Origin of the sequence: Micromonospora pallida (genome assembly GCF_900090325.1) — a bacterium.
Taxonomy (GTDB): domain Bacteria; phylum Actinomycetota; class Actinomycetes; order Mycobacteriales; family Micromonosporaceae; genus Micromonospora; species Micromonospora pallida.
This window is the reverse complement of record NZ_FMHW01000002.1, coordinates 4,470,017-4,484,189: the sequence shown is the minus strand read 5'-3', so window position 1 is coordinate 4,484,189 and position 14,173 is coordinate 4,470,017. Positions and strand designations below refer to the sequence as shown.

Below are 14,173 nucleotides of genomic sequence, written 5' to 3'. Positions count from 1 at the left end.
TCGGTGCGTTCGCCGGCCGGGAGGACCGTCGTCGGTGCTAACGGGCGCGGGGGGCGGAATGGGGAACGGGGTAGGTCGCGTGGTGGGCGGGGGAGGGGGCGGACGCCGGCGGCGGGTAGACGGAGCCGTCCTGCGGGTCGAAGAGCATCAGGCCGTTCTCGGCGGCGAGCCGTTCGATGTCCAGGAGTACCTGGTCCTCGCAGGTCGGGTACAGGTTCATCGCCACGTGGTCGGGGGCGGCGTGCAACGGCGTCACCTCCCACGGCGTTCCCGGCCCCGGGCGGTCCGGGTATCTGGCGGTGATCGCCCGGTAGAAGGCGACCACCCTGGGGTCGGGGTAGCTCTCGACGTGCTGTCCCTGTCGGCACCGCTGCACGGCCGCCCGCACGTCGGCGGGGGAGGCCCCTTCCGGTAGGGCCCACACGCTCAGATCGAAACTCACGGCGGACAGCGTGCCATCCGGTCGATTTGCCGTGTCACCGGACCCCGTGGACCGTCGATACGGGGTCTGCGGTGTCGTACCGGGACGGTCCGCTGTGGAGACCCTTGCGGCGGGGCGTGACGGTTCGCTAGCGTATCCGTGCGGTTACTGACCGAACTCACGGTGTCGACCCGTCTTCGGGTGGCGGTGTCCGGCGTCCGGCCGGTCGGTTCCGCACCCCTCGGATGCGCGAGCCACGTGCACTCCTCGCTGACCGGCTCCCACAGTCGTTGCCGCGACCGTGGGAGCCGATCGCGGTTCAGGACGCCCGAGGGATCGCGGTGCAGGGCGCCCAAAAATCGTGATGCAGGCCGCCCGAGGGATCAGTGCCGGGTGGACGATGGGCGGCCGGGGGACCGGTGCCGGTGGGCGAAGAGCGGCCGGTAGTTCGACCCGTCGGCGAACCAGGACAGCCCCGCCGGTCCGGCGGCGTAGAGGGCGGTGGCGTACGCGTCGGCGACCGCCAGGTCCGGTCCCACCACAGTGGCGGCGGTCATCTGGCGGGCCGGTTCACTGGTGTGCGGGTCCACTACGTGGTCGCGCCGTCCGCTGACCCCGGACGTGCCGACCGCGCCGGCGGTCATCTCCAGCACCAGCGGGGCGCGGTCGCCGTCCGGGTGGTGCACCGCGACCCGCCACGGTCCGCCGTGCGGGGCGTGCCCCCGGACGACCAGGTCCGCGCCGGTGACCACGGCGTAGTCGTGCACCCCGGCCTCGCGTAGCCGGGTCGCCGCCCGCTCCACCGCCCATCCGCCGAGCAGGCCGCCCGGGTCGAAGCCGCCGGGCACCGCCCAGGCGTCGAACCAGCCGTCGGTGGCCGCCCGCATGGCGGCGCAGCGGTTCACCAGGTCGGCCAGGGGGGCGTACGACTCGGCGCTGATCTCGCCGCGCCGTAGCCGGGAGACGAGGCTCTGCGGTCGGCCGGGGCCGTAGGTCAGGTCGATGGCGCGCAGCTCGGCGACGGCGTCGCGCAGCGCCTCGCCGACTCCCCGCCGCCCCAGCCACTCGGGGGCGTTCAGGACCAGGGTGTACTCGGCGGTGGAGGTGCGCACGGTGTGGGTGGCGGTGAGCCGGTCGGTGGCCACCCCACCCCAGCGGTCGAGCAGGCTACGGGCGCCGAGGCGCAGGTCGGGACGGCGGCTGACGTGGGCGGGCTGGTCCACCCACCGGCTCCTGGTCCGTTCCTCGATCCGCATGTCCCCCGCTCCCTTCGGATGGTGCCGCGCCGTCGCCGACCCTCCGTCACGGATCTCCGGTGACCCGTGCGAACTCACCCTATGGGGTCGAGTTGACCAGACCATGAATGTCACCTGGAAACCTGCTGTGCATCCCGGTATCCCATATCCTGGGCTGTCCGTACCGGGAGGCGGGACAGCGTCGTAACGTACGAGTTCAACGGGTGAGCTGAGGAGTGGAACGTGGCGCGGATCGCGGTGGTGGCCGGGGACGGGATCGGACCCGAGGTGGTCACGCAGGCCCTCAAGGTCGTCGACGCTGTCCTCCCCGGCGTGGTCGAGACCACCGAGTACGACCTCGGCGCCGCCCGTTACCACCGCACCGGCGAGGTGCTGCCGGACTCGGTCCTGACCGAGCTGGCCGGGCACGACGCGATCCTGCTCGGCGCGGTCGGCGACCCCAGCGTCCCGCCGGGCGTGCTGGAGCGCGGCCTGCTGCTCAAGCTCCGTTTCGACTTCGACCAGTACGTCAACCTCCGCCCCTCGCGGCTCTGGGCGGGGACGACCGGGCCGCTCGCCACCGTCAAGCCGGGCGAGGTCGACCTGGTGGTGGTGCGCGAGGGCACCGAGGGGCTCTACGCCGGCGCGGGCGGCGCGCTGCACCGGGACACCCCCGCCGAGGTCGCCACCGAGGAGAGCCTGAACACCCGGCACGGCGTGGAGCGGGTGATCCGGGACGCCTTCGCCCGGGCCGCCCGGCGCGAGCGGCGCAAGGTGACCCTGGTGCACAAGACCAACGTGCTCACCCACGCCGGGTCGCTCTGGGCCCGCGCCTTCGCGGCGGTCGCCGCCGAGCACCCCGACGTGACCACCGAGTACCAGCACGTGGACGCCGCCGCGATGTTCCTGGTCACCCAGCCGCAGCGGTACGACGTGGTGGTCACCGACAACCTCTTCGGCGACATCCTGACCGACATCGCCGCCGCCGTCACCGGCGGCATCGGGCTGGCCGCCAGCGGCAGCATCAACCCGGATGGCCGCTACCCCTCCATGTTCGAGCCGGTACACGGCTCCGCGCCGGACATCGCCGGCAAGGGCCTCGCCGACCCGGTGGCCGCCGTCCTCTCCGCCGCGCTGCTGCTCGAGCAGCTCGGTCACGCCGACGCCGCCGTACGGGTGACCGAGGCGGTCGCCACCGAACTGGCGAACCGGACGCCGGGCGAGCCGCTGCGCACCGACGAGGTCGGCGACCGCCTGGCCGGGTACGCGGCCGGCTGAGCCGCCGCGCAGTCCACCAGCCGAACGGTCCGTTGTCACGGTACGTAGTGTCGGCTCGTGCCCGCCCCTCCCGTTGAACGGCCGCTCGGGGTAAGTTCCACAACACCAGTCCTTCGGCGTGCGCTTCAGCATGCCGTGTCGTCCCAGGGAGGTCAGTGCGATGAGCGGTGGTGACATGATCGAATTTACGATCCGTCGGAACCCCGCCCCGGTAGCCGCCGACGACCGGGCCGCCCTGCTGGTAGACCCCGGATTCGGCCGGATCTTCACCGACCACATGGTCACGATCCGCTACTCCGAGGAGAAGGGCTGGTACGACGCCCGGGTCGAGGCCCGCGCCCCGATCCCGATGGACCCGGCGAGTGCCGTGCTGCACTACGCGCAGGAGATCTTCGAGGGGCTCAAGGCGTACCGCACGGCCGACGGCGGGGTGACCCTGTTCCGGCCGGAGGCCAACGCCGCCCGGTTCGTCGACTCCGCCGAACGGCTGGCGATGCCGCCGCTGCCGCCGGAGACGTTCCTCGAGTCGCTGGACCGGCTGATCGAGATCGACCAGGAGTGGATCCCGTCCGGTGAGGACGGCAGCCTCTACCTGCGTCCGTTCATGTTCGCCAGCGAGGTCTTCCTCGGCGTCCGCCCGGCGCGTGAGTACATGTACGTCCTGATCGCCGCCCCGGTCGGGGCGTACTTCGCCGGCGGGGTCAAGCCGGTCAAGGTCTGGATCTCCCCGGACTACACCCGGGCCGCTCCGGGCGGCACCGGCGCGGCCAAGTGCGGTGGCAACTACGCCGCCTCGCTGGCCGCCCAGGCCGAGGCGATCGAGCACGGCTGCGACCAGGTGGTCTTCCTGGACGCGGTCGAGCGGCGCTTCGTCGACGAACTAGGCGGGATGAACGTCTTCTTCGTCTACGACGACAACACCCTGGTCACCCCGCCGCTGACGGGCACCATACTGCCTGGCATCACCCGGGAGTCAGTGCTGACCCTGGCCACCGAGGCCGGGCTGACCGTACGGGAACAGCCGGTCAGCTTCGCCGACTGGCAGGCCGACGCGGCCTCCGGCCGGCTGCGCGAGGTCTTCGCCTGCGGCACAGCTGCGGTGATCACGCCGATCGGGCACGTCCGTTTCCCGGACGGCGAGTTCGCCATCGGGGCGGGCGAGCCGGGGCGGGTGACCATGGGGGTGCGCCAGCAGCTCGTCGACCTCCAGCGCGGCGTCGTCGCCGACCCGCACGGCTGGGTCCGCCGGGTGCTCTGACCCTGCTGAGCTGGCCTTTCCGACTAATCGCCCTGCCGACACTGTCGGATTCCCGACAGTGTCGGCAGGGCGGCTGTCGTTTCAGCCGGTAGAAGCGGCGGCCACGAGGAGTGGCCGAACGGCCGATCTACCTCCCATAATCGATGCTGCTCTACTTCCTGACGCAGAACTGCTGCGTCATAGGGAGTCAGCATGTCGGGACCGCTCGGCCACCGCTCGATCCGCTCCAGGTTCTGGGCCGGTCCCCGGCTTCGGCTCGCTTCCGTCGTCGCGGGCCTCGTGGTGCTGCTGCCACTCACGGTCCGGGCGGACCTGCCGGAGCTGACGCCGGCCTCGGTCTCCTGTGACGGGGTCGGCTGGGCGTACGACGCCGCCGGGCAACTGGTGGGGGTGCAGGACCAGGCCAACCGGACCGCCCGATACGGCTACGACGCGGCCGGCAACCCCACCTCGGTGACCAACGAGGGCACCCCCGACCTGGCGGTGCTGTCCGTGGTGCCGGGCACCGCCGCCGTCGGCGCGACGGTCACCGTCCAGGGTGGCTGTTTCTCCGACGTCCCGACGGAGAACACCGTCCGCTTCAACGGCGTACCCGCCACGGTCACCGAGGCGAGCGGTCGCCGCCTGACGGTCACCGTCCCGGCCGGCGCGACCACCGGGCCGGTGAGCGTGCAGGTCGGCGACGACACCGCCGCCGGGCCGGACAGCTTCGTGGTCGCCGGCGCGAACACCTCCGCGCCCACCATCACCGGCGTGTCCCCGACCGTCGTGGTGCCCGGCACCCCGGTCACCGTGACCGGCACCGGCTTCGCCAGCGCGGTGGCCGACAACGGCCTGACCGTCAACCGCACCCGGGCGGCCGTCACCACGGCCGCCAGCGGCAGTCTGACCCTGGAGACGCCGACCGGGGCCGCCTCGGGCCGGGTCACCGTCCGCACCCGCTACGGCAGCGTGTCCAGCGGCGCGGACGTCTTCGTGGCCCCGCCCCCGTACGCCGCCACGGACATCGCGTACACCGGTCGGGCCGCGCTCGGGGTGGCGAAGACCGTGACCATCCCCACCGGCGGCGACCTCGGGCTGCTCGTCTTCGACCTGGACGAGGGCCAGCAGGCCAGCGTGAACCTGTCCGACGGCACGTTCGGCTCGTGCGGCATCTCCAGCGTGAAGGTGCTCGACCCGTTCGGGCGGACCGTCCGCTCCCTGGGCTGCGTCGGCGCGACCGGGTTCGTGGACACCGTCCGGGCACGCAGCGCCGGCACGTACACGGTGGTGCTGGCGGCGGCCGAGGGAAGCACCGGATCGATCGCGGCGACCGTCACGGAGGTGCCGGCGGACGCCACGGCGAGCACCACGCCGGGCGGCGACCCGGTCACCGTGACCACCACCGTGCCCGGCCAGAACGCGGCGGTCACCTTCCCGGGCACCACCGGCCAGCGGATCTCCGTCCAGGTCAGCGACGGCACCTACGGAACGTACGACGCGACGGTGTCGCTGCGCCGGCCCGGCGGGGGCACGGTGACCTCGAACAGCTCCTGCGGCGGTTCCTGCTACTTCGACACCACCGTGCTCTCCACCGAGGGCACCTGGACCGTCCACATCGACCCCGAGCTGGCGAAGACCGGCAAGCTCACCGTCCGGGTGCACGACGTGCCGGCGGATCCGACTGCGACGGTCATCCCGGGCGGTGACCCGGTGACGGTGACGACGACGGTGCCGGGTCAGAACTCGACGGTGACGTTCGCCGGTACGGCTGGCCAGCGGGTGTCGGTGCACGTGACGGGTGGGACGTACGGGACGTACAACGCGACGGGGATCGTGCGGAAGCCGGACGGCACCAACCTGACCGGCAGCCTGTACTGCGGTAGCTCCTGCTTCTTCGACACGGTCACCCTGCCGGTCGACGGGACGTACACCTTCGCCCTCAACCCGGACACCGGCTACACCGGCGCGGTCACCGTCAAGGTGCACGACGTGCCGGCGGATCCGACCGCGTCGACCACGCCGGGCGGTGAGCCGGTGACGGTGACGACGACGGTGCCGGGTCAGAACTCGACGGTGACGTTCGCCGGTACGGCTGGCCAGCGGGTGTCGGTGCACGTGACGGGTGGGACGTACGGGACGTACAACGCGACGGGGATCGTGCGGAAGCCGGACGGCACCAACCTGACCGGCAGCCTGTACTGCGGCGGGTCCTGCTTCTTCGACTCCGTGGTGCTGCCGGTGGACGGCACGTACACCGTCGCCGTCAACCCGGACACCAGCTACGTCGGCAAGGTCACCGTGCAGGTGCACGCGGTGCCGGCGGACCACGCGGTGACCGCCACCCCGGGCGGCGCGGCGGTCACCGTCACCACCACCGTCCCCGGCCAGAACGGCGTGGTCTCCTTCGCCGGCACCGCCGGGCAGCGGATCTCGGTCGAGATGACCGGTGGCACGTACGGGACGTACAACGCGACGGGGATCGTGCGGAAGCCGGACGGCACGAACCTGACCGGAAGTCTGTACTGCGGCGGGTCCTGCTTCTTCGACGTGGTGACGTTGCCGGTGGACGGGACGTACACCGTCCTCGTCAACCCGGACACCACCTACACCGGCGGCGTGTCGGTGAAGGTCCACGATGTCCCGGCCGACGCCGCCGCCGAGACCACCCCGGGCGGTGCGGCGCGCACCCTGACCACCACCGTGCCCGGCCAGAACGGGGTGCTGTCGTTCCCCGGCACCGCCGGACAGGCGGTCACCGTCCAGCTCACCAACGGCACCTACGGCACCTACGACGCGACGGTGACGCTGCGCGCCCCGGACGGCAGTACCGTCGTCAGCAACTCGTCCTGCGGCGCGTCCTGCTCGTTCACCTCGGTGCAGTTGCCGGTGACCGGCACGTACACCGTGCTGGTCAACCCGGCCGGGACGAAGGTCGGCGCGATCACCGCCCAGGTGTACGACGTGCCCGGCGACGCGCTCGCGTCCACGACGCCCGGCGGGGCGGCGGTGTCGGTGACCACCACGGTGCCCGGCCAGAACGGGATCGTCTCCTTCCCGGCCACCGCCGGTCAGCGGGTGTCGGCGCAACTCACCGGAGGCACGTACGGCGCGAACGAGGCGACGGTGACGCTGCGCCGGCCGGACGGCAGCACGATCGTCCAGAACACCGGCTGCGGCACGTCCTGCTTCCTCGACGCGGTGACCCTGCCGGTGGACGGGACGTACACCATCCTGGTCGACCCGAAGGGCACGGTCACCGGGACGATCACCGCGAAGGTCAACCTGGTGCCGGCCGACGCCGCGGTGACCGCCACCCCGGGTGGGGCGGCGGTGTCGGTGACCACCACCGTGCCCGGCCAGAACGGCGTGGTCTCCCTCGACGCCACCGCCGGTCAGCGGATCGCGGTGCAGCTCAGCGGCGGCACGTACGGCGCGAACGAGGCGACGGTGACGCTGCGCCGGCCGGACGGCACCACGGTCGTCCAGAACACCGGCTGCGGCACGTCCTGCCTGCTCGAGGTGGCGTCCCTGCCGGTCGCCGGCACGTACACCCTGCTGGTCGACCCGAAGGGCACCGCGATCGGCACCATCGCCGCCCGGGTGTACGACGTGCCGGCCGACGCCACGGTGTCCACCACGCCGGGCGGGGCGGCGGTGACCGTGACCACCACCGTGCCCGGCCAGAACGCGGTGGTGTCCTTCCCGGGCACCGCCGGGCAGGCGGTCACCGTCACCCTCGCCAACGGCACCTTCGGCTCGGCTGGGGCGACCGTCTCGCTGCGCGCCCCGGACGGCAGCACCCTGGCCAGTAACTCCTCCTGTGCCGCGGGCTGCTCGTTCAACTCGATCCGGCTCACCGCCACCGGCACGCACACCGTGTACGTCAACCCCCACCAGGTGGCGGTCGGCAGCATCGGCGTACAGGTCTACGACGTGCCGGTGGACGCGACCGTGTCCACCACGCCGGGCGGGCCGGCGGTGACCGTGACCACCACCGTGCCCGGCCAGAACGCGGTGATCTCGTTCCCCGGCACCGCCGGGCAGCGGGTGCTGGTGAACCTCACCGGCGGCACGTACGGCACGTACAACGCCTCGGGCATCGTGCGGAAGCCGGACGGCACCAACCTGACCGGTAGCCAGTACTGCGGCGGGTCCTGCCTCTTCGACACCACCGTGCTGCCGGTCGACGGCACGTACACCATCCTGCTGGACCCGAGCGGCACCTACACCGGCGCGATCACCGCCCAGGTGTACGACGTGCCGGCCGACGCCACCGCCACCGCGACCCCCGGTGGGGCGGCGGTGCCCGTGACCACCACCGTGCCCGGCCAGAACGCGGTGGTGTCCTTCGCCGGCACCGCCGGGCAGCGGGTGCTGGTGCAGGGCACCGGTGGCACGTACGGCACGTACGACGCGTCGGCGCAGGTCCGCAAGCCGGACGGGACGAACCTGACCGGGAGCCAGTACTGCGGCGGATCCTGCCTCTTCGACACCACCGTCCTGCCGGTCGACGGCACGTACACCATCGTGGTCAACCCGGCCGGCGCGAAGGTCGGCACGCTCAACCTGCGGGTGTACGACGTGCCGGCGGACCCTGTCGCCACCACGACGCCGGGCGGCACGGCCGTCACCGTCGCCACCACCGTGCCCGGTCAGAACTCCTCGGTCACCTTCGCCGGTACCGCCGGTCAGCGGATCTCCGTGCAGGTCAGCGGCGGCACGTACGGCACGTACAACGCGTCGGGGATCGTGCGGAAGCCGGACGGGACGAACCTGACCGGCAGCCTGTACTGCGGTGGGTCCTGCTTCTTCGACGTGGTGACGCTGCCGGTCGGCGGCACGTACACCCTCGCCGTCAACCCGGACGGCGCCTACACCGGCGCGGTGACCGTGCAGGTCCACGACGTGCCCGCCGACGCCACCGCCAGCACCACGCCGGGCGGCACGGCGGTGACCGTGACCACCACCGTGCCCGGCCAGAACGCGGTCGTCTCGTTCGACGCCACCGCCGGTCAGCGGATCTCGGTGCAGGTCAGCGGCGGCACGTACGGGACGTACAACGCGTCGGGGATCGTGCGGAAGCCGGACGGGACGAACCTGACCGGCAGCCTGTACTGCGGTGGGTCCTGCTTCTTCGACCAGGTGATCGCGCCGGTCACCGGCACCTACACCGTCCTGATCAACCCGGACACGACCTACCGGGGCGCTCTCACCCTGCGGGTGCACGACGTGCCGGCGGACGCGGCGGCGGTCGCCACGCCGGGCGGAGCCCCGGTCACCGTCGCCACCACCGTGCCGGGGCAGAACGCGGCGGTGACCTTCGCCGGCACCGCCGGGCAGGTCGTCACCGTCGCGGCGACCGCCGGCACGTACGGCACGTACAACGCCTCGGCGGTGGTGCGCCGGCCGGACGGCACCAACCAGACCAGCAGCGCGTACTGCGGAAGCTCCTGCACGTTCAGCTCGCTGACCCTGGCCACCACCGGGACGTACACCGTCTTCGTCAACCCGGACACCACCTACACCGGTTCGCTCACCGTCGAGGTGCGACTGCCCGCCGGGGCGGCGGCCACGAGTGGGGCGACGGCCGAGAGTGGGACGGCGACTACCACGCGGCCGGCGGTGCGGGCCCCGGCCGACCCGACCGAGAGCTGGCAGCCGGACCGGTTCAACCTGGCCGGCGAGGACTGGGAGAGCCACCGGGGGAACACGTACGCCCACCGGGAGGCGGGCCTGCGCGCCCCCGCCGGGACGACCGCGCTCACCGGGCAGGCCCTGCTCCTCAACGGGAAGCCGCTGGCCGACGTCACGCTCACCGTGGGGCGGCGGAGCACCCGTACCGACGCCAGCGGGCGGTTCCTGCTCACCGGCCTCGCCGCCGGACATCACGTGCTGGTCATCGACGGCGCGACCGCCAGCCGCCCCGGGCGGGAGTTCGGCCGGTTCGAGACCGGGGTGGACCTGACCGCCGGCGAGACCACCGACCTGTCGTACCCGATCTGGATGACCCGGCTGGACACCGACCACAAGGTCCGGATCGCCTCGCCGACCCGGAAGAAGACGGTGGTCACCACGCCGGCCATCCCCGGCTTCGAGGTGCACCTGCCGGCCGGAACGGTGGTGAAGGACCGGGCCGGGAAGGTGGTGCGGGAGCTGTCGATCACCGCGCTGCCGGTGGACCAGCCGCCGTTCCCGCTCCCCGCCGGGGTCCGCACCCCGGTCTACTTCACCGTGCAGCCCGGCGGGTCGGTGGTCCTCCCCGAGGGGGCGCAGATCATCTACCCGAACACCCAGGGCCTCGCCCCGGGCGCCCGGCTGGACTTCTGGGACTACGACCCGACCCGCGCGCCGTGCACGCCCGCGCCGGTGAAGTCGTACCCGCGCAAGGCCAGCGCCCAGGCGTTGGCCCCGGCGGTCTGCGCGGTGGATGGCGCGGAGGCCGGCTGGTACATCTACGGCCGGGGCACGGTCAGCGCCGACGGGAAGCAGATCGTGCCCGACCAGGACGTGCGGGTCTGGGAGTTCACCGGGGCGATGTTCAACGGCAGCGGCAAGCGCCCGGCCGGCGACGGCCCGGGTGAGGACGGCGACGAGGGCGGCGACCCGGTCGACCTGGGCAGTGGCCTGTTCGTCGACACCCACACCGACCTGGTGGTGGACGACGTCCTGCCTATCTCGATCACCCGCAGCTACCGGCAGAACGACACCCAGATGCGCGAGTTCGGCATCGGGACGAACTTCTCCTACGGGGTGTTCGTCCACTCCCGGCAGGAGTACGTCGAGGCCGACCTGATCCTGCCGGACAGCGGCAAGGTGCACATGGAGCGGATCAGCCCCGGCACCGGCTGGACCGACGCGGTCTTCAAGGTCGTCGGCACCACCGGTCCGTTCCGGGACGCGCTGATGAGCTGGAACGGCGACGGTTGGGACCTGGTCCGCACCGACGGCATGACCTGGGTGTTCGGTGAGAACACGCCCCTCCAGTCCATCCGGGACCGGCACGGCAACCAGATCACCCTGACCCGGTCCAGCGGCGGCCAGGCCGGCGACATCACCCAGATCACCTCGCCGAACGGGCGCTGGATCAAGCTGTCCTACACCAGCGGCCGGATCACCCGGGCGCAGGACAACGCGGGCCGGGCGGTGACGTACGCGTACGACACCGGTGGCCGGCTGACCGAGGTCACCACGCCGGGCGGCCGGACCACCCGGTACACGTACGACAGCGCGCACCGGATGACCTCGGTCACCGACGCCCGGAACATCACCTACCTGACCAACACGTACGACAGCGCCGGCCGGGTCGCCAGCCAGGTGATGCCGAACGGGGTGACGTACCAGTTCGCGTACACCACCGACACCAACGGGCGGATCACCAAGACCACCGTCACCGAGCCGGACGGTACGCTCCGGTCCACCAGCTTCGACGCCAACCGCCGGGTGGTCGCCGAGACCAGCATGGTCGGCACCGCGCAGGAGCGGACCGCCACCACCGTCCGGGACGCGGCCACCGGGCTGCCGACCGCCCTGGTCGACCCGCACGGCCGGCGCACCGAACTGGCGTACGGGCCGACCGGTGAGCTGACCTCGCTCACCGCCGACGCCGGCACCGCCGACGCGCAGACCGCCACGGTCACCGCCGGTGGGCCGTACCGGCAGATCCGCACGGTCACCGACGCGCAGGGCCGGGTCACCACCCTGACCCACGACGACCGGGGCAACACCGTCGCGGTCACCGACCCGGCCGGCCGCGTCACCCGCTACACCTACAACGAGGCGGGGCAGGTCACCTCGGCCACCGACCCGCTCGACAACACCACCCGGTACACCTACGACCAGGGTGACCTGGTCGCGGTGACCGACCCGCTGGGCCGGACCACCCGCAGCTTCGTCGACGCGGCCGGGCGGACGGTGGCCACCACCGACCCGACCGGGGTGCTCACCCAGCTCCACTACGACCCGGACAACCACGTGCTCTCCAGCGTGGACGGCCTTGGCCGGACCACCGCCTACGAGTACGACGGCAACGGCAACCTCACGAAGGTCACCGACGCCCGGGGCAACAGCACGCGGGTCGAGTACGACACCTCCGACCGGCCGGTGAAGGTCACCGACCCGCTGGGCGCGACGGCGCAGCAGGCGTACGACGTGCTCGACCGGGTCGTCTGGCACACCGACCGGCGCGGCAAGAAGACCGTCACCGAGTACGACCTGCTCGGCCGGACCAGTTTCGTCGGGTACGGGGCCACCGCCGGCGGTCAGTACGAGAGCACCAAGTCGTTCACGTACGACAGCCTCGACCGGCTCGCCTCGATCGTGGACTCCGCCGGCGGCGCCCTCAGCCTCGGCTACGACGACCGGGACCGGGTGACCAGCGTCGCCAGCCCCACCGGCACCATCGGTTACTCGTACGACGACGCCGGCCAGCGGACCGGGATGACCGTGCCGGGGCAGCCGGCCGTCGCCTACACGTACGACCCGACCGGGCTGCTCGAGACGATCACCCAGGGCAGCCGGTCGGCCCGCTGGCACCGGGACGCCGCCGGCCGGGTCGAGCGGGTCGACCAGGCCGGGGTAACCGCCCGGTACGGCTACGACGCCGCCTCGCAGCTGGTCAGCATCGCGTACCAGACCAGCGGCGGGATACCGGTCGGCCAGCTCGGCTACCGGTACGACGGCAGCGGGCGGGTGGTCGACCAGACCGGCAGCCTCGCCTCGGTCACCGTGCCGGCCACTGCCCCGACCAGCGCGTACGACGCGGCGAACCGACTGACCAGCCAGGGCGGCCGGACCTTCGCGTACGACGCCGAGGGGAACCTGACCGGTGACGGTGTCCTCGGCTACACCTGGAACGCCCGGGGCGAGCTGACCGGCGTGACCGGCCCCGGGATGACCGCCGCGTTCGGCTACGACGCGAACGGCCGGCGGATCAGCCGCACCGCCGGTTCCACGACCACCACCTTCCTGTACGACGAGGCGAACCTGGTGCAGGAGCGGGTGGGCGGCACGGTGACCGCCGATCGGCTCGTCGCCGGCCTGGACGAGACGCTGGTCCGTACCGACGCCGACGGCGCCCGGGTGCCGGTCACCGACGCCCTGGGCAGCGTGCTCGGCATGGTCGACGCCGCCGACGGCACCCTCACCACCCGGTACGCCTACGACCCGTTCGGCGCGGTCACCGCCACCGGCGCGAGCAGCGGCAACACCCAGCAGTTCACCGGCCGGGAGTACGACGCCGACACCGGGCTGTTCTACAACCGGGCCCGCTACCACAGCCCGCAGACCGGCCGGTTCATCAGCGAGGACCCGGCCGGGTTCGGGGGCGGAAGCGCCAACCTCTACCTGTACGCCCTGAACGACCCGGTCAACCTCTCCGACCCCAACGGCGACTGCCCGATCTGCGTCCCGATCATCATCGGTGCGCTGACGGGCGGCGCGGCGGGCGTGGGCATGGGGGCCGCCGCAGCGGCGCTGAGCGGACGCAAGTACAGCCTCGGCGACGCCCTGCGGGACTTCGGGATCGGCGCGGCGGTCGGCGGGCTCACCGGCGGTCTCGGGTCGGCCCTGCGGGCCGCCGGCAGCGCCTGGAAGCTCAACCAGTTCGCCCGGGGTCTGGCGATCGAGGCGAAGCTCGGCGGCAACCTGCCGAAGAACTTCCCGACCATCGACAAGTTCGCCAACGGGGTCGCCACCAGCATCAAGAGCATGGACCTGGGGCGAAGTCCTACCAGAACGCGGGCCGCGTCGCCAGCGTCGGCAAGGGCTACGTGGACAAGGTGGCCGGCTTCGCGCAGAACGGGGCGTCGGTGAGTCACGGTGGAACCACGATCACCGGCTCGCAGGTCACCGGGCGGGCGCTGGACCTCGCTGTCCCACGCGGTGGCACCGCCGCCCAGCAGGCCGCCCTGAACAACATCGTCCAGTACGGCGCGTCCAGAGGCGTGACCGTCCGGATCATTCCCGTACGGTGAGTCACCGGGGCGTCCCGCTACGCTCGGC

General features: G+C 72.4%; 6 protein-coding genes. 4 read left to right on the top strand and 2 right to left on the bottom strand.

Annotation, left to right across the window (positions count from 1 at the left end; all coding sequences use genetic code 11):
• Positions 1-37 precede the first annotated feature (37 nt).
• Both GA0074692_RS18410 and GA0074692_RS18405 read right to left on the bottom strand, forming a co-directional pair.
• Positions 38-442, bottom strand: coding sequence for a hypothetical protein (locus GA0074692_RS18410; protein ID WP_091646305.1), 405 nt, complete (start codon positions 440-442; stop codon positions 38-40).
• A 362-nt stretch (positions 443-804) separates the two neighbouring features.
• The gene (locus tag GA0074692_RS18405) at positions 805-1,677 is read right to left on the bottom strand and encodes an FAD:protein FMN transferase (protein ID WP_091646302.1); all 873 of its coding nucleotides are present in this window, start codon (positions 1,675-1,677) and stop codon (positions 805-807) included.
• 222 nt (positions 1,678-1,899) lie between these two features.
• On the opposite strand from GA0074692_RS18405, the gene GA0074692_RS18400 reads away from it, so the two are divergent.
• The 4 genes from GA0074692_RS18400 to GA0074692_RS34810 all read left to right on the top strand — a co-directional run bounded on the left by GA0074692_RS18400 (position 1,900) and on the right by GA0074692_RS34810 (position 14,145).
• Positions 1,900-2,934, top strand: coding sequence for a 3-isopropylmalate dehydrogenase (locus GA0074692_RS18400; RefSeq protein ID WP_091646300.1), 1,035 nt, complete (start codon positions 1,900-1,902; stop codon positions 2,932-2,934).
• Between the two features lie 160 nt (positions 2,935-3,094).
• Positions 3,095-4,192: a branched-chain amino acid aminotransferase gene (locus GA0074692_RS18395; protein ID WP_091646297.1), complete on the top strand. Its 1,098-nt coding sequence runs from the start codon at positions 3,095-3,097 to the stop codon at positions 4,190-4,192.
• A gap of 192 nt (positions 4,193-4,384) precedes the next feature.
• On the top strand, positions 4,385-13,984 hold the full coding sequence (locus GA0074692_RS18390) for an RHS repeat-associated core domain-containing protein (protein WP_091646295.1): 9,600 nt from the start codon (positions 4,385-4,387) through the stop codon (positions 13,982-13,984).
• Positions 13,942-14,145 carry an endonuclease toxin domain-containing protein gene (locus GA0074692_RS34810; protein ID WP_342672848.1) on the top strand — a complete coding sequence of 68 codons (204 nt, stop codon included), beginning with the start codon at positions 13,942-13,944 and terminating at the stop codon, positions 14,143-14,145. Before GA0074692_RS18390 ends, GA0074692_RS34810 begins: the two co-directional genes overlap by 43 nt.
• Positions 14,146-14,173: the final 28 nt, after the last annotated feature.